At 59.5% G+C, this 25,189-nt stretch carries 23 protein-coding genes and 1 tRNA gene; 11 read left to right on the top strand and 13 right to left on the bottom strand.

Going from position 1 to position 25,189, the window contains the following annotated elements:
- Positions 1-20 precede the first annotated feature (20 nt).
- Complete coding sequence (locus LOH54_RS03850; RefSeq protein WP_231020480.1) at positions 21-1,616, top strand: hypothetical protein; 1,596 nt, start codon at positions 21-23, stop codon at positions 1,614-1,616.
- 46 nt (positions 1,617-1,662) lie between these two features.
- On the opposite strand, the gene LOH54_RS03845 is transcribed toward LOH54_RS03850, so the two are convergent.
- From LOH54_RS03845 to LOH54_RS03820, 6 genes are read right to left on the bottom strand one after another with little or no spacing between them, the layout of a single operon-like run.
- Positions 1,663-2,337, bottom strand: coding sequence for a DUF4386 domain-containing protein (locus tag LOH54_RS03845; protein WP_231020479.1), 675 nt, complete (start codon positions 2,335-2,337; stop codon positions 1,663-1,665).
- A gap of 34 nt (positions 2,338-2,371) precedes the next feature.
- Complete coding sequence (gene thiS, locus LOH54_RS03840; RefSeq protein ID WP_231020478.1) at positions 2,372-2,572, bottom strand: sulfur carrier protein ThiS; 201 nt, start codon at positions 2,570-2,572, stop codon at positions 2,372-2,374.
- Between the two features lie 30 nt (positions 2,573-2,602).
- The gene (locus tag LOH54_RS03835) at positions 2,603-3,595 is read right to left on the bottom strand and encodes an SAM-dependent methyltransferase (protein ID WP_231020477.1); all 993 of its coding nucleotides are present in this window, start codon (positions 3,593-3,595) and stop codon (positions 2,603-2,605) included.
- Positions 3,592-4,887 (bottom strand): TolC family protein, encoded by a 1,296-nt coding sequence (locus LOH54_RS03830; protein WP_231020476.1) that lies wholly within the window; start codon positions 4,885-4,887, stop codon positions 3,592-3,594. Before LOH54_RS03830 ends, LOH54_RS03835 begins: the two co-directional genes overlap by 4 nt.
- Positions 4,844-6,031, bottom strand: coding sequence for an aspartate aminotransferase family protein (locus tag LOH54_RS03825; protein ID WP_231020475.1), 1,188 nt, complete (start codon positions 6,029-6,031; stop codon positions 4,844-4,846). Before LOH54_RS03825 ends, LOH54_RS03830 begins: the two co-directional genes overlap by 44 nt.
- Entirely contained in the window at positions 6,025-7,764 is a 1,740-nt protein-coding gene (locus LOH54_RS03820; RefSeq protein WP_231020474.1) for a molybdopterin-dependent oxidoreductase, read from the bottom strand. Before LOH54_RS03820 ends, LOH54_RS03825 begins: the two co-directional genes overlap by 7 nt.
- Before the next feature lie 197 nt (positions 7,765-7,961).
- On the opposite strand from LOH54_RS03820, the gene LOH54_RS03815 reads away from it, so the two are divergent.
- The 5 genes from LOH54_RS03815 to LOH54_RS03795 all read left to right on the top strand — a co-directional run bounded on the left by LOH54_RS03815 (position 7,962) and on the right by LOH54_RS03795 (position 13,460).
- Entirely contained in the window at positions 7,962-11,120 is a 3,159-nt protein-coding gene (locus LOH54_RS03815) for a phosphorylase b kinase regulatory subunit alpha/beta (protein WP_231020473.1), read from the top strand.
- Positions 11,117-12,127 carry a glucokinase gene (gene glk, locus LOH54_RS03810; RefSeq protein WP_231020472.1) on the top strand — a complete coding sequence of 337 codons (1,011 nt, stop codon included), beginning with the start codon at positions 11,117-11,119 and terminating at the stop codon, positions 12,125-12,127. Before LOH54_RS03815 ends, glk begins: the two co-directional genes overlap by 4 nt.
- 32 nt (positions 12,128-12,159) lie before the next feature.
- A tRNA-Thr gene (locus tag LOH54_RS03805) sits at positions 12,160-12,236 on the top strand.
- Positions 12,237-12,278: 42 nt separating this feature from the next.
- The gene (locus LOH54_RS03800) at positions 12,279-12,713 is read left to right on the top strand and encodes a thermonuclease family protein (protein WP_231020471.1); all 435 of its coding nucleotides are present in this window, start codon (positions 12,279-12,281) and stop codon (positions 12,711-12,713) included.
- 66 nt (positions 12,714-12,779) lie between these two features.
- Positions 12,780-13,460, top strand: a complete 681-nt coding sequence (locus LOH54_RS03795; protein WP_231020470.1) for a hypothetical protein — start codon at positions 12,780-12,782, stop codon at positions 13,458-13,460.
- Between the two features lie 97 nt (positions 13,461-13,557).
- Here LOH54_RS03795 and LOH54_RS03790 read toward each other — a convergent pair whose 3' ends face one another.
- Both LOH54_RS03790 and LOH54_RS03785 read right to left on the bottom strand, forming a co-directional pair.
- Positions 13,558-13,866 (bottom strand): hypothetical protein, encoded by a 309-nt coding sequence (locus LOH54_RS03790; RefSeq protein WP_231020469.1) that lies wholly within the window; start codon positions 13,864-13,866, stop codon positions 13,558-13,560.
- A gap of 101 nt (positions 13,867-13,967) precedes the next feature.
- Entirely contained in the window at positions 13,968-14,627 is a 660-nt protein-coding gene (locus LOH54_RS03785) for a ferredoxin-thioredoxin reductase catalytic domain-containing protein (RefSeq protein WP_231020468.1), read from the bottom strand.
- A gap of 158 nt (positions 14,628-14,785) precedes the next feature.
- On the opposite strand from LOH54_RS03785, the gene LOH54_RS03780 reads away from it, so the two are divergent.
- Both LOH54_RS03780 and LOH54_RS03775 read left to right on the top strand, forming a co-directional pair.
- The gene (locus LOH54_RS03780) at positions 14,786-15,766 is read left to right on the top strand and encodes a DUF2156 domain-containing protein (protein ID WP_231020467.1); all 981 of its coding nucleotides are present in this window, start codon (positions 14,786-14,788) and stop codon (positions 15,764-15,766) included.
- The gene (locus tag LOH54_RS03775; protein WP_231020466.1) at positions 15,763-16,194 is read left to right on the top strand and encodes a GNAT family N-acetyltransferase; all 432 of its coding nucleotides are present in this window, start codon (positions 15,763-15,765) and stop codon (positions 16,192-16,194) included. The genes LOH54_RS03780 and LOH54_RS03775 overlap by 4 nt, the downstream gene beginning before the upstream one ends.
- A 72-nt stretch (positions 16,195-16,266) precedes the next feature.
- On the opposite strand, the gene LOH54_RS03770 is transcribed toward LOH54_RS03775, so the two are convergent.
- The 3 genes from LOH54_RS03770 to LOH54_RS03760 are packed head-to-tail and all read right to left on the bottom strand — an operon-like array spanning position 16,267 to position 19,626.
- Positions 16,267-17,592, bottom strand: a complete 1,326-nt coding sequence (locus LOH54_RS03770) for a sodium ion-translocating decarboxylase subunit beta (RefSeq protein ID WP_231020465.1) — start codon at positions 17,590-17,592, stop codon at positions 16,267-16,269.
- A gap of 4 nt (positions 17,593-17,596) precedes the next feature.
- Entirely contained in the window at positions 17,597-19,387 is a 1,791-nt protein-coding gene (locus tag LOH54_RS03765) for a biotin/lipoyl-containing protein (RefSeq protein WP_231020464.1), read from the bottom strand.
- A gap of 8 nt (positions 19,388-19,395) precedes the next feature.
- A complete protein-coding gene (locus LOH54_RS03760; protein ID WP_231020463.1) occupies positions 19,396-19,626 on the bottom strand; it encodes an OadG family protein in 231 nt (76 codons plus the stop codon).
- Between the two features lie 217 nt (positions 19,627-19,843).
- Here LOH54_RS03760 and ppa point away from each other — a divergent pair, with 217 nt between their 5' ends.
- The 3 genes from ppa (at position 19,844) to LOH54_RS03745 (ending at position 23,382) form a co-directional block, all read left to right on the top strand.
- Entirely contained in the window at positions 19,844-20,359 is a 516-nt protein-coding gene (ppa, locus tag LOH54_RS03755) for an inorganic diphosphatase (protein ID WP_231020462.1), read from the top strand.
- Between the two features lie 3 nt (positions 20,360-20,362).
- Complete coding sequence (locus tag LOH54_RS03750) at positions 20,363-20,668, top strand: hypothetical protein (RefSeq protein WP_231020461.1); 306 nt, start codon at positions 20,363-20,365, stop codon at positions 20,666-20,668.
- Positions 20,669-20,832: 164 nt separating this feature from the next.
- A complete protein-coding gene (locus tag LOH54_RS03745) occupies positions 20,833-23,382 on the top strand; it encodes a cation-translocating P-type ATPase (protein WP_231020460.1) in 2,550 nt (849 codons plus the stop codon).
- Between the two features lie 4 nt (positions 23,383-23,386).
- Here LOH54_RS03745 and LOH54_RS03740 read toward each other — a convergent pair whose 3' ends face one another.
- The gene (locus LOH54_RS03740; RefSeq protein WP_231020459.1) at positions 23,387-23,815 is read right to left on the bottom strand and encodes a globin domain-containing protein; all 429 of its coding nucleotides are present in this window, start codon (positions 23,813-23,815) and stop codon (positions 23,387-23,389) included.
- A gap of 62 nt (positions 23,816-23,877) precedes the next feature.
- On the bottom strand, positions 23,878-25,101 hold the full coding sequence (locus tag LOH54_RS03735; protein ID WP_231020458.1) for a hypothetical protein: 1,224 nt from the start codon (positions 25,099-25,101) through the stop codon (positions 23,878-23,880).
- Positions 25,102-25,189 lie beyond the last annotated feature (88 nt).

The raw sequence follows: 25,189 nt of genomic DNA, 5'->3' as shown, positions 1-25,189 counted from the left end.
CAAGTGAAAAGGTTCCGAAAATGAAACAGATCACATTGAATGGGCGGATTTGGAGAAATCTCCTCGCTGCAACGCTGCTGCTTGGCGCCGGCGCCAATGCATTCGCGTGGGAGAAGCCCCATGCGACGGGTCAATTTGAACTCGACGGGAATATCATCAGCGAAGCGGCCGTTCCCGGAGACGACTGGCAGGATATCGCCAACGGACTGGACAGCGCCTTCAGCGACAGCGGCATCATTGCCGACGGGCTCGGAATGAGCATCTTCACCGGCGGCGGTTCGAAGGACGTGCGCAATGTCAACCAGTGGCGCTGGACGGACGGTTCGGTCCCGGACAAGGATGAGATCCTCCACTCCGCCGCCGCGGCCTACAACGCCAACGGCGAACTGATCGTCTACCTGATGGGCGACCGTTACTCTACGGACGGCTCGGCACAGATGGGCGTCTGGTTTTTCCAGGACCGTGTCGCCCCGAAACCCGACGGTACCTTCTCGGGTACCCACAAGAACGGCGACGTGCTGATGCTCGCGGAGTTCGTGCAGGGGGGTACGCAGGCTAACGTCAAACTCTACAAGTGGGACACCACGCAAAAAGACAACCTGAAGCTCATCTTCGAGGGTCAGGGCGGGGGTGACAACTACTACTTCGCCACCTCCAACGGCGCCCCGACGGAGGCATGGGACACTTACACCCCAAAATCCCTCGTCGACGGCATGCCCGAACACACCTATCCCGAAAACAGCTTCTTCGAAGGGGGGATCAATCTCAGCTGGATCTTTGAAAATGCAGTCCCCTGCTTCAGCTCCTTTTTGATGGAGACGCGTTCATCCCACCGCGTCAACGCCCAGCTCAAGGATTTCGTCAGCGGCAATCTCGATACCTGTAAACTGAGTATCTCCAAAGAGTGTCTCTCCTCCGAACTCGAACGTTCCGACTACATCACGATCAACCATACCTTCAAGTATACGGTCACCAACGAAGGCTTCGGTACGATCGACCGTATCGAGTTTAAAGACGATGCGGGCAGCCCGGATGATCCCAGCGACGATCCGACCCTCAGCGACATGACGGACCTGGCGACGGGCGAATCAAGAAGCTACAGCTATACGGTCAACTCCTACCTCAACCCGCCGACCAATACGATTACGGCGACCGGTTATATCGGCGAGTACGCCATGGCACCGGAAACGGCGCAGTCAACCTGTCAGAAGGTCACGCTCAACCCGGCGATCTCCATCACGAAAAGCTGTAAACAGAAACTCGAAACGCTCGGGGGCCAAGTCGTCGTCCGCGTCGATTACGAAGGCAGGGTCTGTAACGAACAAAACGGCACCCTCCTGACCAACATTCACGTCACCGACGACAAGTCCGGTGAGATGTTCGATTACGATGCCCTCTACCCGGCAGACGACCCGCAGGGCCGGACCCAGTGCGAAAGCTTCAGCAGCACCTACCACCCGACAGCGACGGTCTCCGAATGCGCGATCAACAACTCGCACAGCAACACCGTCGTAGCGATCGGTACCGAGCCGCTTAACGGCACCGAGGTCAGGGCGACCGCGACATCAAACTGCCCCCTCTGTGACGAAGCGTGTGTCGAACCGGCACAACCGTAAATATGAGAGGCGCGGATGCCTGCATCCGCCGCCTCCTCTCTCCGCTTTAGGCCCTCACCCCTTTTGCCAGCAGCCATAAAGAGAGCGACAGCTCTGCCAGCAGTGCCAGCGCGATCAGTGCCTCTGCCGTCACGGCCAAAAACGGCGCCCCCTGCGGCAGCAGCAATTGGGCAAAACTGTCGATGAGATAGCCCAGGGACGCGACCATCAGCAGTCCCCCCAGCAGACGGGGAAGATAACGGGATTTGACGATCAGTCCGCCGAGGATGAAACAATGCAGACCGAAAAAGACAAGTCCGATCGCATAGCCGCTAGCGTGGGTATCGAGCAGTTGCTGTACAATGGAAGGTGGCGCGGCGTCCGTCCCATGCAAAATGGAAAGAAGGGAAGTCAGTGCCGTGAGGTTGGCTGCCAGGACGGCGCCCATCAATAGCCGAAAAGCGGTCGCAAGCAGGGCCAGCAACCGATTAACCGGGCTGAAAAGAAGGTAGAGAGCCACGGCGGCCGTCACGTCAAACAGCAGCATGACGATGTCGGCAGCGATGCTCAGGCGGAACAGCCCCTCTGCTCCCAGGATATTCGTCGCCGTGGCCGCAGCGTCTCCCGGTACGATCAGCGGCATCCGCAGAAAAAACTCCGCGGTAATACCGGTGAGGATGACGACGAGCCAGGCTGCTCCCGCAAGCCGCGCGAATCCGTTTAGAGCTTTTTCGTTTTCCATCAGCAGCTCCTCAGCGCCTCGTCAACCGGTCGCTTCAGCCCCCGCCGACAAAGTCCAGCAGTTCGAGGCGGTCGTTGTTGTGCAACTCGTGCGTATCCCAGAGCTCCTGTTTGACGATCTCCATATTGATGGCTGCGGCCATCACCTTCTCCCGAAGGCCCATCTCGTCGAGCAGCGCGCCCAGCCGCGTATCTTCCTTGACGGTACGCGTCTCTCCGTTGATGATGATTTCCATTACTCTCTCCTTTTTAGCACCGTGCAGGGGTTATTGGGCAGTCCTGAATCGAATCATTTTGAACCGCTCGCCAAGAAACTGCGGCATGATCAGCGTCTTGACCTTTTCAAGTTCCTGTTTATAGACTTTTTCGTCTGCATTCGCTCTTAAGATCTCCAGCAGTTCCAGGATGCCCATCTCCACCAAAGCTTTCATCTGCGTCGCGTATTCGGCCATCGGCATGCCGGCGGCTTCGAACGCCTCCTTGACGTGCGCGAAGGTGACATCGTAGGTAATATCGCTTTTTTTGAAGGCTGCCGCACGGTCGAGCGCATCATCAAAGAAGGGGAACACCTCGTGCTCTTTGTAGACCCGCAGCGAGACGTCCGGCCGCGCCTGCATCTCCCCGTAATCGAAGGTGATGAACTCGCTGCGCCGCGCCGCCTGCGCCATCTCCCGCGCGAAATCCTCGTACCCGACGGCGATCTCGCCCCGGTCCTTGTGGAACTGCTCCGCCTTCGCTTTGACCCAGGCGTCATCGAGATCGAAGATAACCTCGTGGTTTTCGACCCGGCCCGTTTTGCCCTTGTAATAGAGTTCGCAGGGGAAGGCGTCAAAGATTTCGTTGGCAACGAAGAAAGCCTCTTCAACGCGCAGCTGATCCAGTGCCGAATAGTGCCGCAGCGTAACGGCGTCGCCGAACGAGTCGGCGAAGTAGCGCCGCTGCTGCTCCCGCAGATGTTCAAACCGTTCGACAATGGCAAAGGAGAGGCTCTTCAGCAGTTCGGGGCGAAGGGTGTAGATGAACTCCACGATGTCCGCGAGCAGGTAGCCGTGGTGTGCCCCGATCTCGCAGACGGTCGCGTTGGGAGTGAGGAACCCTTCGTCGATTACGTCGATCAGGTGCTTGGCAACGGTGCCGCCGAAGAACTTCGACGCACTGACGGCCGTGTAGAAATCCCCCTGTTTCCCGATGGGACGGTAGGTCGCGTAGTAGCCGTCTTCGGCATAGAGCCACTCCGTCATGTATTCGCTGAATCTCATGATTCGGGATCGCTCAGTTTCTCATACAGGTTAAGCAGTTCACGCTGGCGGTCAATCTCGTAGCTGCGCTGGCTGAGCTTCTCGATCTGCCGGGAATTGGCCAGAAGGTCGACGTCGTACTGTGTCTTCAGCCCGACCCCGTACTGCTCTTGCGTGTCGTGCAGCAGCGTCGCGTAAAGCGCTTCGTTCTCCCGAGAGAGTGCGATCTTCGCGTCGATGTTCCTGAGGTTCTCGACAACCTGCTCGTAGAGGGCGCGCAGCGCACGTTTGGTGTCGTCGATCGTGACCTTGGACTTCAGATAGGCGAGCCGTGAGGCCTCGTAGTCGTTGATGCTGTTGACGTCGATCGGCATGGAGGCCTTGAGGCCGTAGCTGTAGTAAGACGTTTCGGAGGGGTTGGACTGAACGTACGAACCGTTGATGTAGATGATCGATTCGCGCTTCTGCCAGTTGTAACTCCCCTGCAGGCTGATGCTCGGCAGGTACGATGCAAGGGTGACCGCTTTGTTGTACCCCCCCTGCGCCCGCTGCTGCCGCGCCAGGGCAAGGTCGATCGTTCCGTCCATAAAGCGCGCCTCGTCCACGGATGCAAGAAATGGGATCTTAGCTTCGCGATAATCGAGGTCGCTGATGCTCTCGAAGGCGCTGACCAGCTTCGCCTGCGCCGTCTGCAGGTCCAGTAGCGCCTGCTTGGCAAGGTTGCGCTCGATGATGGCGTTGTTCAGGAAACCCGAATCCAGCTGCCCGCTCATATACTGCTCGCGCTTCTGCAGCAGGTTGATCTCGGTATTGTCCACCTGCAGTTTCTGCTTGGCGATGCCCAGTTCGGACTGTTTGATCTGCATCAGCAGGTCGACCGCCTGTTTGATCAGCGTGCGCTCCTGCTGGGCGATGGTGAGCATGCTGACATCGCGCGACGCCTGGGCATACTTGATACCGTAATAGATCCCGCCGCTGCGGAAGATGGGCTGGTCGATGGCGATCGAAGCACTCTCCTGCTGGGTCTCCGGCGCCCCCCGCTCATTATAGGGATTCTGGCGGGTGAGGGTGTAGTTGATCAGTGCCGGCTGGATCCAGCTGTCGCGCAGCTTCGCACTCTCCTCTTCGGTCTTGGCATAATCGTACCCGAAGGCTTTGCGCTTGAGTTCTGAGAGGTAGGTGTCGAGAGAAACGCTCTGACGGTCGGCCCCGGAGCGCTGCTGCGTACCGAACAGGACCGTCGCGTTCTGCTCGGCGGCGCACAGACCGCTAGAGAGCAGCCAGAGCGCGGCGAAGGCGTGTAAACCCCTCATCCATCTCCTCCCGGCTGATAGTGAGCGGCGGCAGGAACCGCAGCGTGTTCCGCCCCGCTTTGAGGACCAGTACCCCCTCTTCGCGGGCATTCGCAATGATGCGGGCCAGGGTGTCGGCATCCTTCACCCGCAGACCGCGCATCATGCCGAAACCGACCGCATCGGTAAAGAGGCCGCGGTGCTCCTCGAACAGTTTTTTGAGCTCCGTCTCGAAATAGAGAAAAGCCTCGTCGAGTTTCCCGCTCTCCTTGTACGCCTCGAGCACGTCCAGGACGGCATTGGCCGCCGCGGTGGAGAGGTAGTTCCCCCCGAAGGTCGAACCGTGGTCGCCGGGGGCGAAGATATCCTTCTTCGCCGTCATAACGACCCCAATGGGGACCCCGCCGCCCACCCCTTTGGCCAGGGTGATGACGTCGGGTTCGATGCCGTAGAGGTTCGAGGCGAGGAACTCGCCGGTGCGGTAGATCCCTGTCTGGACTTCGTCGACCATCAGCAGCACATCTTTTGCCTTGAGCATCGCCGCGAGCGCCTTGACCTTTTCGCGATCGAGCGGCTGCACCCCACCTTCACCCTGGACCAGTTCGATCATGACCGCGACCGTATGGTCGTCAATGAGCCCCTCGATCTCGTCGATGGACTTGGCGTAGACGAAGCCGTCGGGGAAGGGACCGAAATAGTTGTGCATCGCCTCCTGCCCCGTCGCCTTGAGCGCGGTGATGGTGCGGCCGTGGAAGGAGTGTTCGAGGGTGATGATCTTGTAACGCTTCACCTGCCCGTCGACCTCCCCGTATTTGCGTGCGATCTTGATCGCCCCCTCGTTCGCCTCGGCCCCGCTGTTGCCGAAGAAGCACTTCATGTCGTAGCCGCTGCGCTCGACGATGCGGCGTGCACACTCCGCCTGCGGTTCGATTCGGTAGAGGTTCGAAATGTGGGTAATGCGCCCCACCTGCTCGCAGATCGCCTTGGTGACCACCGGGTTCCCGTGGCCGACGCTGACGACGCCGATACCGGAGGTAAAGTCGATATACTCCTTGCCCTCCGTATCCTTTAACCGTGCATTTTCGCCACTGACGAAAGCGATATCCTGCCGCGCGTAGGTCGGCAGGACAAACTGTTCGTCCATGGACTTGATCATATCTAACATGCTTCCACCTTGATTTTGTTTGCCTGATAACAGGCGTTTTCTCCTGCGAAACTGCGCAGGGATGTGGTGAGATTATTCACCCCCGGCGTCCCCGCATAGACCAGGACGCAGTCGGCCAGCAGCCGGTCGTCATAGGCCAGCGGCAGCTCCAGGCTCCCCTGCTCCGACACAAGCCGCACCGACACCCCCTCCTCGAAACCGCACTCCGGGTGCATGAACACCCGCGACTCCCGGTCGAACTGGGAGTTGAGGCTTCGGGAACTCTTCGGGGAGATGAGGAAATAATCCTCCTCCATATCGAAATCGAAATCATACTCCTCGAGGAATAAAAACTGCCCGTCATCGGTCTCGAACCCCTCGGAGTACGGGAGCGCTTCACGCCCCTTCACGAGGGTTTTACCATCCGTCGCTTCCCCGCAGGCGAGGAAATGTTCCAGATAGTGTGCTTCGCTCTCGAGGGGTACGTCGAATGCCGTGCAGAGCGCTGCGCAGAGCGCGTACTCGCTGATGCCCGTCTCCGCTGTTTCGCACTCGGGCATCTCCAGCATTGCGTTATGGCCGTAGGCGGTGCGCACGTCGCGTTTTTCCAGGAAGGTCTTGGCCGGGATGACCAGTTCGGCCATCGCCGAAGTCTCGTTCTCATAAAGGCCGAAATAGACGACGTGCCCCGCCTTGGAGAGGCTGTCCGTCACCCGCCCCGTATCCGGCATCTGTGCCACCGGGTTGGCCCCCTGGATAAAGACGAGATCGTAATCGGAAAAGGCCGCCGCGGCTTTGGGCTCGAACCGGCGGGCCGCCGCGAAAGGCGAAGGGATGCCGCTGGACGAACTGCCCAGGAAACTGACGCCGCAGCCCGGTTTCCCGAAGAGCCCCAGCAGCGCACCGATGGCATCGATGGCGCGCAGCACTTCGTCGCCGTGGCGGTACTTCTGCACGCCGGTGCCCACCAGGATGGCGACCTTTTTGCCCTTCAGCCGTTCCAGGACACGGCCGATATCGCCGAGCCCCAGCCCGATGCCATCCAAGGCGGCTTTGATCCGCACCGTCTGAGTCAGCTCGTAGTACTCCTCGAACGCCTTGCCGTGTTCGGCCAGGTACTCGGCATCGTACATCCCCTCGATCACGATAAAGCGGGCCAGCAGCATTGCGAAATAGAGATCCCCGCCGGGCTTCAACTGGATATGGATATCCGCGCTCTCGGCGAACGCCGTACGGACGGGATCGACGACGATCAGCTCCTTGCCCTTGAGGAAGGGCAGCAGGTGGGAGTTGGTCACGGGGACGTTACGTCCCCAGACCATGACGACGTCGGCCTCGGCGATCTGTTCGGGGGGCAGCACACGGTTTGCACCCCGCCCTTCGACGACACCGGCCTCCCCCGCCCCGTCGCAGAGCGATCCTTTTGTCAGCGCCGCCCCCACGGAGGCGAAAAAGTGGTCCGTCACCCCCTGCATCAGGCCGAAGTTACCGGAACTGCGGTAGTGCAGGAGCCCGTTGCCCTCGCGGGCGTCGCGTACCAGCGTCTCCAGATGCGCCAGCGCCGTCTCCATCGACACGACTTCGCCCCTCAGCCTCGGCTTGGCAATGCGCTCCTGTTTCTTAAAGTGGTTCAGATGGGGACAGAGATAGCCGTGGGTGTACGGATGGACTTTATCCCCTTTGAGTTTGCCCGAGTCGACGATGACGCTGCAGGCATCGTAACAGTCCAGGGGACAGGCGGTTTTCTTCTGCATGGGGCTCCCGTTTTTTCGGACAATTCTATCCCTTTTTGGCTTATGCAAAGCTCTAGCCTCCCTGCGTCGGCGCCTTGCTGGCGGGCAGATCCGACTGCACGCGTCTGCTCAAAAAAACGCCACCCTTTCCCCCTCCCGGGAAACGCGAATATGCTATCATCGTTCTTACAATATTCTCTTGCGGGACGACAGCCATCATGACATTCGAAGCACGCCTTTCAGAACGCTTTGACGCCGTCTCGAAGATCATTCTCGAGCGTCAGGACGCCGTGACGGGACTTCTGCCCGCCAGTACCGCCGTCAATGCGCACGGCGACTACACCGACGCCTGGGTCCGCGACAACGTCTACAGCATCCTCTGCGTCTGGGGCCTCTCCCTGGCCTACAAGCGGCACGACCCCGCCAACGCCCGCACCCTTTCGCTCTCGCTCAGCGTCGTCAAACTGATGCGCGGTGTGCTGACGGCGATGATGCGCCAGTCCGACCGTGTCGAGCGCTTCAAACGCACCCAGAACCCCCTCGATGCCCTGCACGCCAAGTACGGCACCCAGAGCGGCCTTGCGGTCGTCGGCGACAACGAATGGGGGCACCTGCAGCTCGATGCCACCTCGCTGTTCCTGCTGATGCTCGCCCAGATGACGGCCTCGGGCCTGCAGATCATCTACAGCGACGACGAGGTCGACTTCGTCCAGAACCTCGTCCACTACATCAGCCGTACCTATGCCACCCCCGATTACGGCATCTGGGAGCGGGGCAACAAGATCAACCACGGCGACCCGGAGATCAACTGCAGCTCGGTCGGGATGGCAAAGGCCGCCCTGGAGGCCCTCGACGGGTTCAACCTTTACGGCACGGCGCGGGGCCTTGAAGGCGTCATCCACGTCGTTGCCAGCGACGTGGCGCGCTCGCGCTTCACCCTGCACGGCCTCCTGCCGCGCGAATCGACCTCCAAGGAGACCGACGCGGCGCTGCTCTCCGTCATCGGCTACCCCGCCTACGCCGTCGAGGATGCGGAGCTGGTGAACAAAACGGCCCAGAAGATCCGCAAAAAGCTCGCCGGCCGCTTTGGGTGCAAACGCTTTCTGCTCGACGGCCACCAGAGCGTCCTCGAAGATACCTCCCGGCTCCATTACGAGGCCGAGGAGCTGCGGCAGTTTGAGCACATCGAATCGGAATGGCCGCTCTTCTTTACCTACCTGATGCTCGATGCCCTGCTGCGTGGAGACGCGGAGGCCGCCGGGGAGTGGAAAGCGAAACTGGAGCCCCTCTTCGTCGAGGTGGAAGGGATAAGGCTTTTGCCCGAGCTCTACATCGTCCCCGAAGCGGCGATCGAGGCGGAAAAAACCGCGCCCGGTTCCCAGGAGCGCCGTCCCAATGAGAACGTTCCCCTCGTCTGGGCCCAGAGCCTCTACCTGCTTGCTTCCCTGCTCGACGACGGCCTCCTCATCCCCGATGACGTCGACCCGCTCCGGCGGCGCGAACGTGTCGGCGCGACACGGACGACCACCCCCCTCGTCGCCGTTGTCGCCGAAAGCCATGCCATCAAGGATCGGCTGCACGCCCTCGGTATCCGCAGCGAAACCCTCGAAGAGGCGGCACCGGCCCAAGTCCTGCACGCCTCGGAGCTCTCGCGGCTCTTCAGCAGCGTCGGCGCCAACCGGAAACTGCACCTCACGGGCCGTCCGCAGCAGGTCTCGCGTACCATCACGACCTCCCGCCTCTACCAGGTGGGCGACGAGACCTACGTCTTCCTGCCCTACCACTTCGACCCCAAGGCCTTTTACTTCCATTACGACAACCGTCTGCTTGTCGAGCATATCCGCTCGTCGCTGAAGTTCCTGGCCGAGAACTGGGATCAGACCGGCCGGCCCCTCATGCTCCTGCTCGTGCGCGACGACATGCTCGAAGCGGCAACGCAGGAGAGCGTCCTCGAGCTGCTGCGCGCCGTCGAATCGGGCCGCTGCTGCGGTACGGCGGTACAATCCGGTCCGCTTCATACCCTCCTCACCGCCGCATCCCGCGAACAGATGGGGCAGCGCGAAGCCTTCCGGCCCGAACCGCCGCAGTTCCGCCCCGACGGGGAGACCCGCCCCGACGATGCCGCGGCGCAGGAGCACTACCACCTCTCCTATGCCGCACGCCAGGAGATCGGGCAGCTCGACGACGATGCCCTTGTGGCACTCCTCCATCCGCTCACCCCTGATCCCCGCGCCGTCGAAGCGCTGCAGCAGCTCTGGCGCCGCCGCGGCGAAACGTTTGCGGTGCCGACCGTTCGGGGGGAGCAGGCGCTCCAAACGATCGCGCAGCAGCAGTATGAAACCGCCTCTGCCCGCCACGACTGGGCGGCCGTGCGCCGACTGGCGGACCTGCTTTACCGCTACGATGAGCGCCTCGAAGACGTCCTGCTTGATATCGTCATTCGCCAAAAACGCCTTGCCGTCGGGCGCGCCTACTTTGAAAAGGCGACCTTCTGCCACCCCGCGGAGAGTACGGCCATCGTGGAGACCATCTACGCCTACTGCGGCAACAGCGCCGCAGAGACCGTCCTGACCCAGGAGATCATTCTCCATCTGGGTCACCTCATCCGCATCGAGCCGGAGCTCTTCGAACAGCTTATCACCCTGCGTACCTGGTACTTTGTGCAGCTGCTCGTCAGCCGTATCAGCCGGGAAATGCAGCTGCCGATGGGCGACGCCTACGAAACCCTGCTCACCCTCTCCCCCCACGAGATCCTGCACCGCCTGCGGGAGGTGCTGCAGACCTTCGCCACCGAGCGGCGCCGCATGAACGAGATGGAAAACCTCCGCGCCTCGGGCTTTTCCCAGCTCAAGTCCGTCGCAAGGATCACGGAGCTTTCGCAGGTGGAGAACTGGATGCAGTGGCGTCACGATGCCGGCCTGATCGGGCACCATGCCGAACGCTTCTACAAAGACGTCTGGCACCTGCTGCAGCAGTGCAGCGGCATCGTCATCGGGGACAAATACGACATCGCCAACCGTGTCGGAAGCGAGCAGACCCTCGATACCACCGCCGGCGAACGCAGCTTCGAACTGCGCATAGACACCCTGCTGCAGGGCATTCAGGCCCCGGAGTACCGCCAGCTCAACCTCGAGGCGATCGAGAGCCTCACCTGGCTGTTTCGGCAGAACCCCGAACTGAAGGTCGAAAACGATATCGTTCTGGATGTGCTTATCGGCCACGCGGTGCGCATCGCCTGGACCAGGGAGCACGGGGACGCCCATTACAATGAGCAGCGCGGACAGGCGTGGGACGCTTTTTACCACCGCTCCCCCCGCGAAACGGAAAGCGCTTTCGTTGAAGCCCTCCGCCATCTTCTGCACGAAGGATTCGAATGACACGCTCGCCCCTGATTCTCGCCGGAGACATCGGCGGAACCAAAACGAACCTCGCCCTCTACCGCTGCCATGAAGACGGCCTCGTAATTGAAATGAAACGGCAGTATGCCAGCGGCGATCATGACGATTTCGCCTCGGTGATCGATGCTTTTTTGGAAGCCTCCGCGATCGCCCGGATCGATGCCGCCTGTTTCGGCATCGCCGGCCCCGTCATTGGCGGCCTCTGCAAAACGACAAACCTCCCCTGGAAGATCGGCACCCCGGCGCTGCAGGCGAAGCTCGATACCCCCAGGGTCAGGCTCCTCAACGACCTGGAGGCGACCGCGTACGGGATGCTCTACCTTGATGACGCCGATTTCACCGACCTCAACGACGGTAGCGGAACCGCAGCGGGCAACCGCGCCGTCATTGCCGCGGGGACGGGCCTGGGCGAAGCGATGCTTTTTTCCGACGGGCAGCACTACCGGCCGGTCGGCTCGGAAGGCGGGCACTGTGATTTTGCCCCCGCCGACGACCTGCAGCAAAAGCTGCTGACCTGGCTCCGGGGGCGATACCCTGACCATGTCAGTACCGAACGCGTTCTCTCCGGTCCCGGTGTCCATACCCTCTACGACTTTTTAAAAGAGACAGGGGTCGCGCCGGAACCCGACTTCATGCGGGAGCTGCCAGCCGGGGAGGACCGCAGTGCGAAAATCAGCGAAGGGGCCCTGCTGCACGGCGATGCGCTCTGCAGCGAAACCCTCGCGCTCTTTGCAGCGATCTACGGGGCCGAAGCGGGCAACCTTGCGCTCAAAACGATGGCAACGGGGGGCGTCTATATCGGCGGCGGGATCGCCCCGAAGATCCTCCCCTACTTACAACAGCGCTTTATGGACGCCTTCCGCGCGAAGGGGCGTTTTGCCCCCCTGCTGGAAGCGATACCCGTACGGGTGTCGCTCAACCCCGAAACAGCCCTCGACGGCGCAGCCCATTTTGCCGCAGACCATCTCCTTACCCTTGCAGAATAAGCGATAGCATCGTATAATGCCGCCCCCCGAATGCTGATGTAGCTCAGTCGGCTAGAGCACTTGATTCGTAATCAAGAGGCCGGGAGTTCGAGTCTCCCCATCAGCACCACCATTAAACCCAATCCGCTTGGAATACAAAGTACGAATATCCTTGAAAACACACCTGACTATTCTCCTCTTATGCTTCACCCTGAACGCCGCTTCGATCAACAACAAAAACTTCGGTTCCGTCATCATCGACGAGGTCACCAGCGTCTATGACGGCGACACCTTCCGGGCGACGGTCAGCACATGGCCCCCATTATTAGGCGAACGCATCGGGATCCGGATCAACGGCATCGACACCCCGGAAATGCGGGGCAAGTGCCCGGCGGAAAAGCGTCTGGCGCACCGGGCGAAACAGCATACGGTCGCCATGCTCCGCGGCGCAAAAACGATCGAGCTTCGGAACATGAAGCGCGGAAAGTATTTCCGGATCGTGGCCGATGTTTATGTAGACGGGCAGAGCGTCGGACAGAGCCTGATCGACAGCGGCCTGGCGGTACGGTACGACGGCGGGACAAAGACGAAAGCGTGGTGTGAATAATTAAGTAAAACCTAGTAAAATATATTTAAACATAAAATGCTATCACAAATAGCGTAAGGAGTCTTTGTGTTCAAAATCATCATCGGTGCGCTGGCGGTACTGCTTTTTACGGGCTGCTCCCATAAGTTGGAAGTCCTCAATATAAACGACTATAAAAACTGGCAGCACAATGCGCTAGACACGAAAACGAAAATCGGCATCGTGTCATCCACGCAAAACAAATACGGCCAACAGATTATTCGCGGTATCTCGTCCGGCTTGAACAACGCTTCTGCCGTCGTGTTCTACCCCTATAGCGAAAATCAGATCGAAGACATTGCGGTCGATTTCATCGCCAACATTGATGTTGAGCAGCAGTACGACGGCTCCGGATGGAACTTCCTGATTAATTTCCCCGGTTTTCTCGTATGGGCCCCTGCATGGAACGGGTATGAGTACAAAGCGAAATTTACGATCGACGTCGCATTGACGGACGCCAACAATTCAGCGGTTGACACCTTTCAGACACCGGTCGACTTGGATATCAGACATGCAGAGATGGACAGGACGTGGACAGAAGTGGGATGGTTCGAGGTGGGTATTATCCCATTGATCGGCGGTATCGCTTTTATCAACTACGACGATGATGTCACACCGATCCTGATTGATGAGATAGAGACGCCTATCGGCGACTACATCGCGCAGGAAATCGTCAGCCGCATCAATGTTTTTCTTCAAAACCCCATGACCCCTGCCGATACGCAGTAGGGGTTTCAAGGCCGCTTTTTATATTAATCTTCATAGCAGAGTAACACGATCGGAACCCCCTTTTGCCGGGGGATCCGTTACCCCGCATCAGCACCGCTCAGTAGCGGTCCAATACGTTTCCGTCTTTATCCAGTACAGAGTGTTTGAAGCGCAGGCCGTTGGCCGTCGTGCCTTCAAACTGCGTTGAAAAAGCGCTGTTTTCGATCGGGGCGGAGATTTGTTGGAGGAACTGCCCTTTCCCGTCATAGATTTTGATGACCACCGTTCCCGTTTCGCAGGTGGACGAACCGTTAATCGTGACGACCTTGATCTGCGGAATCTCCTGGTATTTAACGGCATAAACGGCACATTTGTCCGCCGCCAGCAGTGATACGGTCAATCCCAGAATAAGTGCAAGTTTTTTCATCTTATCCCCCTTTTGCACTATTATATATCAATATTTACAGTATAGGAAAAATCCCTTTAGATTTATCAATCCCCGCGGACGTGCAAAAGGGGGGAGGCGGCTTACTGCCCGCAGCTGCCCGATGCGCCCTGCGCGTTTTTGTTCTCCAGGTCCAGGGTCACGGTGATGCCGTCATCCGACGCCGTTTTCGAAAAGCCGTAGCCGCGGAACGCCGCGATGGTCTCCAGGTTCTGTGCCTCCTGTTCGCGTGCCACGATCATACGGAGCGTCTTGCCGCCGTACCCGTTGAGCGTCGCTTTCATCTGGTGCATGGCGTCGGGGATGGGCAGGCCGCGGCGCGGATCGAGGGGCATACCGCGGGTGTCGAGGACGCCATCTTTCATGTTCAGCGGCACGCGGTACTCTCCCATCAGGCGCTGCGACGACGCCTTCCAGCCCACCTTGTCGAGGTCCCCGCGGCCAAACAGCGCGCAGTGGCAGGTGCCGTATTCTTCGATCTCGTCGTCGATGAACTCGCAGGGGCAGCACATCGCCTTGTCGAGCTTTGCATCGCCGGATGGCTCGAAGCAGGGGCAGTAGCGCTTGCCGAAGGTCGCTTCCATCTCGCTCAGCCACACTTCGAGGTTCTTGCTCATCATCATGCTCGGGTTGATCGCATACCCCTTCTGCGCGGCGTACTTCACGATCCAGCGGTGCTGCTTCTTCACCGCGTCGCGGTACTTCCAGTAGTCTTTCATAAAACCAATCATCATTTTTAGCATCGTCAATCCTTTTTGCAGCGTCATTATACTGTGTCATCGTTTGCGAAACGCCCTCTTTCCCGCCCCTTCGGAGCCCAAAAAATTTCCTTGACGCAAACGATGAAAAGCGGAGTAGAATTCCATTAAAATCTCTCCCTCGCAAAGGACACACCACCCCCATGGCGAACCTCGTCATCAACAAACAGACACTCAAACCCTTCGGCCTCAAAGCCAAACCCGTTCTGGAAAAGCACCTGTGCAAAATCGACGTCGACATCAGTGACTACACCTTTGCCGCCAACTATATCTGGCTGGGCAACAGCAGCGGCTTCTACGCCGTCATCAACAAATGTTTCTGTCTCTTTGTCATCACGGGAGGGGAGTTGACGATGCTGCTGCCGCCCATCGGGAAGAAAAAGAACGTCGACAAGGCGATCGTACGCTGTTTCGAGATCATGAACGCAAACAACTCCTCGCCCTTCTACGCCCGCATCGACTACGTGCAGGCATCAACCGTTGAAGAGTTCGTCCAGAGCGAAGACGAGGCGCAGAGCATGTTCGAAATGCTCGAACACTACATTCTCGAAAAGAAGCTCGTCGATTACGTCTACGAAGCCGACAAGCTCATCGAGCTGCGGGGCAACAGCTACCACACCAAGCGCACCGAGATCAACCACTTCCGCAACTCCTACACCGACGCCTACGTCGAGGAGCTCGACAGCGAGAAGCACTACGACGGCATCATGGCCCTGTTCAACAAGTGGGTTTCGGACCGGGTGAAATATATGCCAAAGGAGGAGGCGGAAGTTTTCCTCGAGGGGATCCACCAGGAGCGCCACGCCGTCAAACGGATGCTCAAGCATTACACGGAGCTGGGGCTGCTCGGCCTCGTCATCTACATCGACGGGGAGATCAAAGGCTTTACGGCAGGCGAACGCATCAGCGGCGATACGGCCTGCGTCATCATCGAAAAAACCGATTTCGAAGTGATGGGGTGCGCCCAGTTCATTTTCCGCGAATTTTCGAAACTGCTCAAGGAGCGGTACGGCATCGTCTACATCAACGTCGGCGACGACATGGGCTTTGAAAACCTCAAGAAAGTGAAGATGTCCTACCGTCCCTTCAAGCTGGTGCCCAAGTACACCATCTACCAGAAATGACGCTGAGAGCCGCCGCTGCCGCCGACGCCGCGGCACTCGAACAGCTTGAACGCACGCTCTTCTCCGCGGAGAACTACCCCCTGAGCCATCGTGCGTTCTACTACCATATCCGCCACAGCCTGCTGCTCATCGCGCAGACCGACAGCGGGGAAACCGCCGGCTATGTCCTCGCACTGCTGCGGCGCCGCGAACCGAAGCTCTATTCGCTCGGGATCGCCCCGGCATACCGCAAGATGGGGATCGCTTCCCTGCTGATGGAGCGGATGCTTTCCGAACTGGACACGCGCGGTTTCATGCACTGTATGCTCGAAGTCCGCTGCGACAACAACCCCGCGATCGACCTCTACCGCCGTTTCGGCTTCGAGATCGTCAAAACGATCAAAGTCTTTTACAAAGACGGGTGCGACGCCTATCTGATGCGGCACTGAGCGTGACGGGGCAAAGGTTTTGTGGAAGGGTCGCTTCCGGGTAGCCCCGGGAAGCAGAGGAAAGTTCTGCGCTTACGCGAAGATACTGATCATAACACCCGCGGCGACGGCGGAACCGATGACACCCGCAACGTTGGGGCCCATCGCATGCATGAGCAGCATGTTGTTGCGGTCGTATTCCATACCGACTTTGTTGGAGACGCGCGCCGCCATCGGGACGGCGGAAACCCCTGCCGAACCGATAAGCGGGTTGATCTTCGTCCCCGGGAAGAGGTTCATGATCTTCGCCATGATGACCCCGGCGGCCGTACCAACGGAGAAGGCGATCAGGCCCAGTGCCAGGATCGCCAGCGTGTCGGCGACGAGGAACTGGTCAGCGGCGAGCTTGGAACCGACGCCGAGGCCGAGGAAGATCGTAACAATGTTGATCAGGGCGTTCTGCAGCGTATCGGAGAGACGTTCGACGACACCGGACTCTTTGAGGAAGTTACCGAAAGCGAACGCACCGATCAGCGGCGTGGAGTCCGGAAGGACCAGGATTGCCAGAACAAGGACCAGGATCGGGAAGATCAGTTTTTCCATACGGCTGACATGGCGCAGCGTCGTCATCTTGATCTTGCGCTCTTTGGCGTTGGTGAGCGCCTTCATGATCGGCGGCTGGATAATCGGTACCAGCGCCATGTAGGAGTACGATGCGACCGCGATCGCCCCCAGCAGCTCCGGCGCCAGTTTCGTCGCGATATAGATCGACGTCGGGCCGTCCGCACCGCCGATGATGGAGATGGCAGAAGCCTGCTGGAGCGTAAAGGCAAAGAGGTCAGTATACTGCGACAGTGCAACCGCCCCGACGAGGGTCCCGAAGATCCCGAACTGCGCGGCACCGCCGAGCAGCGCCGTTTTTGGGTTGGAGAGCAGCGGGCCGAAGTCCGTCATTGCACCGACACCCATAAAGATGATGATCGGGAAGAGTTCGTTCGCAAGACCCGCCTGGTAGATAACGCCCAGGAAGCCGTGCGGCCCGGCGATGTCGGCAACGGGGATGTTCGAGAGCAGGCCCCCGAAGCCGATCGGCAGCAGCAGCAGCGGCTCAAAGCCTTTGGCGATCGCCAGGTAGAAAAGGACGAAAGCGACCAGGATCATGATGACGCGTCCCCACCCTTTGTGGAAATCGCTCATCGGTTTTCCGAGGGCACTCATCTCGTCCGGGTTCGGATAGAGGATGGCGTAGACACCGGTAGACTTGGCAAAGTTGGCCAGGAGGTGACCGATGCTGTGCGACTCGTAGGCTTTCTGCTCTACGGCCGGCGCCTCGTGCGCAGCAGTGGCATCGGATGCCGACGCCGACACGGCGCCGAACAGCGACAATGCCAGCAGCAGTTTGATAAACAGCGTTCTCATCCGCTTATCCGATTACCGCGACAACCTGGCCTTCGACGACCTTATCGTTGACGTTGACGTTGATGGACTTGATGACGCCGCCGCGCGGTGCAAGGACATCGATCTCCATTTTCATGGATTCGAGGATCATGATCTTTTCGCCTTCCGCGACGCTCTGGCCCGGGTTGGCAACGACTTTCCAGACGTTGCCCGGCAGCAGTGCCTTGATCTCTTCGCCTTCACCGGCCGGAGCGGCCGCTTCGGGAGTGGATGCCGCTTCACCCTGCACCGCAGTCACCTGGATATTTGCATCGCCCTCGGCGACCTGAACGCTGAATTTCTGACCGTCGACGACAACTGTGTAGTTTCCTGAACCCATACCTGTGCACTCCTCTTTTTCGTTTTGCATTTCGGAAAGTTTGCGGACATTGACTTCCGCTTCACCTTTAAGGAAGGTGATCCCTTTTTCATCACAGGCTGCTGCGATGAAGATGTTCTCTTCGCTCGTTTCGATCCCCTCTTCCTCAAGACGCTTGGTCCAGAAGGCGACGGATTTCTTTTCATCCTTGTCGGCGAGATCGATCGCTTTTTCCGTAGTCGGTTCGAGCCCGAGCTGTTCCGCGGCGATCTTGACGACCTCTGCATCCGGTGCCACCGGCGTCTTGCCGAAGTAGCCCAGGACCATACGGCCGTAACCCGGTGCGATCTTCTTCCACGGCCCCATCAGGGTGTTGTTGAGCGCCTGCTGGAAATAGAACTGCGAAACCGGAGTAACGGAGGTGCCGTACCCGCCCTTCTCGACGACTTCGCGCATCGCGAGGATCGCGTCGTGGAACTTGTCCATCATGTTGTTGTCACGCAGCATCTGCGTATTCGCCGTCAGGGCACCGCCCGGCATCGGGGAGAACTGGATCAGCGGTTCGACCATGGTCGCTTCCGGCGGGATGAAGTAGTCTGCGAGGCACTCTTTGAGAGTTGCTTCGTATTTGAGAAGCTTCTCGAAATCGAAACCGAAATCGTAGTCTTTGCCTTTGATGGCGTGCATCATCACGAGCAGGTCCGGCTGGCTCGTACCGCCGGAAACAGGGTGCGCCGCGGCGTCGATACCGTCCGCGCCCGCTTCGAGGGCCGCCAGGTTCTGGGCGACGCTGATACCGGCAGTCTCCTGCGTGTGCAGGCGGATATGCGTCCCTTCCGGCAGCAGTTTGCGTGCCATTTTGATCGTCTCGTAGACTTTTTGCGGATTGGCGGTACCGGTGGCATCTTTGAAACAGACGGAATCATAAGGGATCTCCGCATCGAGGATGTCGCGGAGAATCTTTTCGTAGAAGTCGACAGTATGCGCACCTTCACATCCCGGGGGAAGGTCCATCATCGTCACCACGACTTCGTGCTTCAGGCCGTGGTTGACAATGCTGCGGCCGCTGTCAATAAGGTTGTTGACGTCGTTGAGGGCATCGAAGTTACGGATCGTTGTCGTCCCGTGCTTTTTGAACATCTTCGCATGCAGGTCGACCAGTTCGCGGCTGCCCGTGTCGAGCATGACCGTATTGACCCCGCGGGCCAGCGTCTGCAGGTTCGCGTCGGGCCCGACGATCTCGCGGAACTTGTCCATGTTGTCGAACGCGTTCTCGTTGAGGTAGAAATAAGGAACCTGGAAGCGTGCGCCCCCGCCGAATTCGAAGTGGGTGATCCCCGCTTCTTTTGCCGCTTCGACCGCCGGCAGGAAGTCGTTCAGCAGTACCCGTCCGCCGAAGACGGACTGAAAACCGTCGCGGAACGTCGTATCCATCACGTCAATGAATTTTTTCGCCATGCCAATCCTTACTTAGTGTTATGGTGGTGAATGGCCGCGGCAATTGCCGCCACCTTCTTCAGTTTATCCGCCGCCGGAGCGGACTTTCCCGACTCTGCCGCCTGCGGTTCCGGGAAATAGCGATGAATGATCTTCGACATCACGTTCATCGCAAAAATCATCAGCGTGAGGAACAAAAAGACGATGCCCATACCGAGCACCATGAATTTGAGCCCCTCGGCTACGAGGTTCACTTCCATGATCTACCCTTGTTACAGTTTCGAAGGCCTGGGCCTTCATCAAAATTACTCGGCCTATAGTATAGAAAAGAAGATAAAAATCGTATGATATTCCCGTGAAATCACGATCCTCTAAGCCTGGACTGTTACCATACACCGCCATCTGTTTTGGAACTTTACAGGGTTTTCAGAGGTGCGCTTTGCTACAATCACGCCAAATATTTCTGGAGAACGCATTATGGATTTGAGCAAAATCGGCTACGGTGAAAACCCGGACAAAGTCAAAGCGGTGATCGAGATCCCCTACGGGTCCAACATCAAGTACGAAATCGAAAAAGAGAGCGGTGCCGTCGTCGTCGACCGCGTCATGCACTCCGCCATGTACTACCCGGCCAACTACGGCTTCGTCAACAAGACCCTTTCACAAGACGGCGACCCGGCTGACGTCCTCGTCCTGACCGAGTACCCGATGCAGGCCGGTTCTGTCGTCAACTGCCGTCTGATCGGTGTTCTCATCATGGAAGACGAGAGCGGTATCGACGAAAAACTGCTGGCCGTGCCGGTCTCCAAGATCGACCCGACCTATGAAGAGGTCCAAGACATCGACGACCTGCCGAAACACACGCTGGCGAAGATCAAGAACTTCTTCGAAACCTACAAGGCGCTCGAGCCGGGCAAATGGGTCAAGGTCAAAGACTACCAGAACAAGGCTGCTGCCGCCAAGATCCTCCAAGACGCCATCGAAAACGCCTAAACCGTGCTCTTCGGTCTTTTTACACAGGACCTCATTGCCGTCGCCCTGCTGGGGGTGATGGCGAACTTCATTTTCTCTTTTCTTTTCGGCTGGTACCTCATACAGAATATCGGCAGGGAGATCATGCAGGAGACCCGCGGGAAAAAACAGCAGGGATGGCTCTCGGGGCTCAGCCTCGCCCTTCCCTTTGCGAAAATGGCGCTGACGCTCTACCGTGTCGCCGTTTTGCAACTCTATTTCCTCAACCGGGGTTACAGCTACCAGGATTACTGGATCTATCTGACCCAGGATGAAAGCGAGCAATCATGAACCCGAACAACACCCCCCTCGACGGGGACATCAACCTTCTCATCTGGGGGATCACCTTCGGCCTCCTCATCGTCGTCGCCCTCGGCCTCGCCTTTTTTAACCGCAACAACGGCTGAAGGGGCAAACCCTTTACCGAGACGCATGATGCCTGATACAATAGGTGTATGGAATTCGACGCACATCACACCCTGGGGATCGATACCACCTTCAAACACCTTGACAGCAGCGGCAGCGGCCTGAGCAGCGCCGAGGCCGAAGCGCGCCTGATGCGCGACGGGCCCAACGCCCTCCCGGTCGCCCCGCCGACCCCGCTGCTTCGCATCATACTTTCCCAGTTCAAAAACCCCATCATTCTCATCCTGCTCATCGCCGCGCTGATCAGTTTCGGTATCGGCGAAGCGCTCGATGCCGGGTTTATCCTTGCCGTGCTGGTGATCAATGCCGCCATCGGGACGGTGCTCGAACGCAGTGCCGACCAGCAGGCCCACGCCCTCCGGCACAGCGTCAAGACCCTGGCCAAGGTGCTGCGCGACGGCAAAGAGGAGCTGATCGATGCCGTCGGGCTCGCCCTGGGCGATATCGTGGTGATCGAAAGCGGCGACAAGGTCCCGGCGGACCTCCGGCTCATCCATACCTATCACCTCTCCGCCGACGAGTCGCTGCTGACCGGCGAGTCGCTGGAGGTCGAAAAGGATGCACAGCGCCGATTCGACGACCCCGACCTTCCCCTCGGCGACCGCAGCAATATGCTCTTTGCCGGGACCTATATTACCAGCGGGCGGGCCAGAGGCATCGTCAGCGCCGTCGGTCTGCATACCCAGATCGGGCGGATCGCCGAGCTCCTCATCGGCAAATCCGCCGTCAAGGTCCCGCTCATCGCGCGCCTGGAGGCCTTTTCCCTCAAGATCGCGGCCGCCGTCGGCGTCATCTCCCTGCTCATCGTTGCGCTGTCGCTCTTCCGGGGAACGCCGCTGCTGGAGATCTTCTTCCTGACCGTCGCCCTCTTCGTCTCCGCCGTGCCCGAAGGGCTTCCCGTCGCCATCACCGTCGCCCTCGCGTCGGCGGCGGTCGCCATGTCCCGCCGCAGCGTTATCGTCCGAAAGCTCCCGGCGATAGAGACCCTGGGCTCATGCACCTTCATCGCCACCGATAAGACGGGGACCCTGACCCAGAACAGGCTCAGCGTCGAATCGTTCGATATCGAAGCCGAAAAGGCGCTCGAAGCGGTCGTCGTCGCCAACGAAGCCTACCTCAACCGCGAAGGCCGCTTCGGCGGCGACCAGGTCGACGTCGCCCTGATACGGTACGCACACCGGCAAAATGCCGACCTGGCGGAGCTGCTCGAGCAGCCGAAAGCCGACCTGATCCCCTACGAACCCTCCCAGAAGTTCTCCGGCGCCGTCATCGAGAGGGAAACGGGCTACTTCGCGGCGATCAAGGGCTCGCCCGAAGTGATCCTTGCCGCCTGCCGCATTGCGCAGGACGAACGCGAAGCGCTGCTGGAGCGGGTCAGCCGCCTTGCCCGGGAGGGGTACCGCCTGATCGGGGTCGCCTATGCCGACAGCGCCTCCCCGAACCTTCAAGACGCCCTGAATGCAAAGCACTTCGAATGGGCCGGACTGGCCGCCATTACCGACCCCCTGCGCGACGGGGTCGAAACGGCTGTAGCCCACTGCCGCGAAGCGGGCATCACCGTCGCCATGGTCACGGGCGACCACCCCGAGACGGCGCTGCATATCGCCAAGCGTCTGCAGATGGCGCAAGACACGACACAGGTGATCGACGGGGAGTCTCTCAGCCGATGGTACGACAACGGGGCTAACCCGAGTGCATTGGCCGGCATCCGCGTCTTTGCACGGGTATCGCCCGAACAGAAACTGCAGATCGTCCACGCTTTCCAGGGCCTCGGGCACTATGTTGCCGTGACGGGGGACGGCGTCAACGACGCCCCTGCGCTCAAGAGTGCCCATATCGGCATCGCGATGGGAAAAAGCGGCACGGACGTTGCCAAAGAGAGCGCCGACCTGATCCTGACCGACGATGCGTTCACCTCCATTGTCAACGGGATCGAGGAGGGACGCCGCGCCTACGACAACATTCGCAAAGTCGTCCACCTGCTTATCTCCACCGGGCTGGCGGAGATCATCCTCGTCCTGCTCTCCCTGACCTTCGCGACCCCCGTGCCGCTGCTGCCCATCCACCTGCTCTGGCTCAACCTCGTCACCAACGGCATTCAGGATGTCGCACTGGGGCTTGAGCCCGCCGAGCCCCACGTTCTCAAACGCGGTCCCCGTCCGCCCAAAGAACCCATTTTCAACGCCCTGATGATCAGGCGTATCGCCCTGGGAGCCCTCTATATGGGCGTCATCGGATTCGGGGTTTTCTACACCCTCCTCGCGCAGGGCGTTTCGGTGGAATCCGCCCGCAACGTGACCCTGCTGCTGATGGTGCTCTTTGAGAATCTGCACGCGCTCAACAGCCGGAGCGAAACGCGCTACCTCTTCGCGCTCAGCCATTTCAAGAACCTGCTGCTGCCGCTGTCGATCGTGGCGGCGCAGACGGTGCATATCGCCGCCATGCAGCTGCCGTGGATGCAGCATCTGCTGTCACTGGAACCGGTATCGCTGGAAGTGTGGATAAAACTGCTGCTCTTCGCGCTGGGGCTGGTCGTGGTGATGGAGGCGGAAAAACTTTTCCGCCTGCGGGGGAAGTAACGCTTTACGCCGCGGCGTAAAGCGCCTTTTCGCGGGCGATCAGTAGATCGCCGAGGAAGAAATAGGCCTCTCTCCAGGCGCTCAACACTTCGTCCGTCGCCGCGTCGCCGAGCACTTCTTTGACGGCCGTGAGCAGCGACACCCCGACGGCGGGGTAGTGTTCCGGCAGTACGCCGGCACGGACATGCATTCGCGCCATCTTCTCGAGGGCCTCGCCGAGGAGTTCCGGCTTTTCGATATTGGCCGCGTAGGCGCCGACGGCCGCGGCCAGTTTTTTGTGCTGGTCCGGCGACGCCGCTTTAAAGAGCGCCTGTGTTTCCGGATAGTGTTCGAAAAGGATCTCGTACATCCGCGCCGTGATCGCTTCCGCATTTTCCGCGACGGGCTTCGCCGTCGCCTTGATGATCTCGATCGTCTCCTTGGACAGACTCATGGTTAAACTCCTTTGTCATCTGCTTCACGCGGCGGTCGCTCACGAACGCCGCGTGCGTCTATTTACTTCGTTGCGAACTTGTAATCGAGCTGGAGCCACGCTTTGGTCACGTCGTTGCCCGTGTCGCCCTTGGAGTAGAAGGCCGCCTTGGCCAGGAAAGCAAGGTCCTTAACGCCCGGAACCTTGTTCGCGTACAGCACGTCGAACTCGCTTCCGAGGTCCTTGTTAACACCGGAGAGCGCATCGAACTTGTGGTAAAGCCCCAGGACTTTCCCGAAGCCCGGCGCGGCGTAGCCGAGCTTGACGCTCAAGTCCGCCAGACCGTCGTTGTTGCTGCCGGCCGTGCGCCCGAGGAAGACATCCGCCCACCCCTGGAACTTGTGCAGGGTCGCCAGCGGGGTCGTGAACCCCTTGGTGCTGCTGCCGGAGGCGTCGCCGAGCACCTCGTACTCCGCCCCGGCGATGAGGCCGGAGATGTTCGCCCCCAGGGCGACATCATAGTAGGAAGCGTCGATCTTCGGCGCAGTGTCAAGGGCATAATCGAGCGTCGCATCCGTCTGCATCGCATAGGAAGCCGCGTAATCGAACTTGATCCCCTCGACCGGCACGACGCCGCTGAGGCGGATACCGTAGGTGTCGTGAATGTCTGCAAGCATATAGTTAAACAGGCTGACGGTGAGCGCATCCCCCGCCTTGTAGTTGACGTTGAGCAGCGCCGAACCCGTATCGGTCGTCGGGTTGGTGTTGACCCCCTGGTAGCCGTAGACCCACGCTCCCAGCAGCGTCAGCCCTTCGACGGACTTGTTGACGACCGTCACGGTGTCGTAGGCACGTTCCATCTGGCGCCAGCCGACGGTCCCGACGAAGCGCTGGTCGTCGAGGTTGACGAAGGAGCGCCCCGCGAGCAGGGTCGTGTCCGCCGCCGTGTAAGCCAGGTAGCCCTCGGTCAGGATCGCCTGCTGCGGGTCGAGGATCAGATCATAGGTCGCGTCCTGCGGCGCGTAATCGTTGTAGCCGAAGTTGTTGACCGAGGTCATTCCCACTTTGGCGCTGAGCCCCTCGAGACCGAAGAGCGTCCCTTCGACCGCGAGGCGCGTCCGGGCCGTAAAGGCGTTGGCCGTATCGAGGCCGTTATCCTTCACTGCCGCCATCTCGTAGCGCGGGCGGATCTCCCCGCTCACTTTCATATCGTCTAGGATCGTAATACTCTCTTCGGCTGCCGCCGCCGTATTCATTGCTGCAATCATTAACGGCGCTGCCGCCAGGGATATCATCCATTTTTTCATATAGTTATTCCTTTAGTTATTCGTGCGAGGTTGTACCTCTGAGCAACGCCGCACCGCTTGGGCGGAGCTCCCCAGAAGTACGCCGGGG

This window comes from Sulfurimonas sp. HSL-3221, from assembly GCF_021044585.1.
Taxonomy (GTDB): domain Bacteria; phylum Campylobacterota; class Campylobacteria; order Campylobacterales; family Sulfurimonadaceae; genus Thiomicrolovo; species Thiomicrolovo sulfuroxydans.
This window is presented reverse-complemented; position numbering and strand designations above follow the sequence as displayed.

Excerpts from the sequence above, each read along its gene's own strand:
- LOH54_RS03850 (WP_231020480.1), top strand. The coding sequence starts at position 21 with ATGAAACAGATCACATTGAATGGGCGGATTTGGAGAAATCTCCTCGCT.
- LOH54_RS03845 (WP_231020479.1), bottom strand. The coding sequence starts at position 2,337 with ATGGAAAACGAAAAAGCTCTAAACGGATTCGCGCGGCTTGCGGGAGCA.
- thiS (WP_231020478.1), bottom strand. The coding sequence starts at position 2,572 with ATGGAAATCATCATCAACGGAGAGACGCGTACCGTCAAGGAAGATACG.
- LOH54_RS03835 (WP_231020477.1), bottom strand. The coding sequence starts at position 3,595 with ATGAGATTCAGCGAATACATGACGGAGTGGCTCTATGCCGAAGACGGC.
- LOH54_RS03830 (WP_231020476.1), bottom strand. The coding sequence starts at position 4,887 with ATGAGGGGTTTACACGCCTTCGCCGCGCTCTGGCTGCTCTCTAGCGGT.
- LOH54_RS03825 (WP_231020475.1), bottom strand. The coding sequence starts at position 6,031 with ATGTTAGATATGATCAAGTCCATGGACGAACAGTTTGTCCTGCCGACC.
- LOH54_RS03820 (WP_231020474.1), bottom strand. The coding sequence starts at position 7,764 with ATGCAGAAGAAAACCGCCTGTCCCCTGGACTGTTACGATGCCTGCAGC.
- LOH54_RS03815 (WP_231020473.1), top strand. The coding sequence starts at position 7,962 with ATGACATTCGAAGCACGCCTTTCAGAACGCTTTGACGCCGTCTCGAAG.
- glk (WP_231020472.1), top strand. The coding sequence starts at position 11,117 with ATGACACGCTCGCCCCTGATTCTCGCCGGAGACATCGGCGGAACCAAA.
- LOH54_RS03790 (WP_231020469.1), bottom strand. The coding sequence starts at position 13,866 with ATGAAAAAACTTGCACTTATTCTGGGATTGACCGTATCACTGCTGGCG.
- LOH54_RS03785 (WP_231020468.1), bottom strand. The coding sequence starts at position 14,627 with ATGCTAAAAATGATGATTGGTTTTATGAAAGACTACTGGAAGTACCGC.
- LOH54_RS03780 (WP_231020467.1), top strand. The coding sequence starts at position 14,786 with ATGGCGAACCTCGTCATCAACAAACAGACACTCAAACCCTTCGGCCTC.
- LOH54_RS03775 (WP_231020466.1), top strand. The coding sequence starts at position 15,763 with ATGACGCTGAGAGCCGCCGCTGCCGCCGACGCCGCGGCACTCGAACAG.
- LOH54_RS03770 (WP_231020465.1), bottom strand. The coding sequence starts at position 17,592 with ATGAGAACGCTGTTTATCAAACTGCTGCTGGCATTGTCGCTGTTCGGC.
- LOH54_RS03765 (WP_231020464.1), bottom strand. The coding sequence starts at position 19,387 with ATGGCGAAAAAATTCATTGACGTGATGGATACGACGTTCCGCGACGGT.
- LOH54_RS03760 (WP_231020463.1), bottom strand. The coding sequence starts at position 19,626 with ATGGAAGTGAACCTCGTAGCCGAGGGGCTCAAATTCATGGTGCTCGGT.
- ppa (WP_231020462.1), top strand. The coding sequence starts at position 19,844 with ATGGATTTGAGCAAAATCGGCTACGGTGAAAACCCGGACAAAGTCAAA.
- LOH54_RS03745 (WP_231020460.1), top strand. The coding sequence starts at position 20,833 with ATGGAATTCGACGCACATCACACCCTGGGGATCGATACCACCTTCAAA.
- LOH54_RS03740 (WP_231020459.1), bottom strand. The coding sequence starts at position 23,815 with ATGAGTCTGTCCAAGGAGACGATCGAGATCATCAAGGCGACGGCGAAG.
- LOH54_RS03735 (WP_231020458.1), bottom strand. The coding sequence starts at position 25,101 with ATGAAAAAATGGATGATATCCCTGGCGGCAGCGCCGTTAATGATTGCA.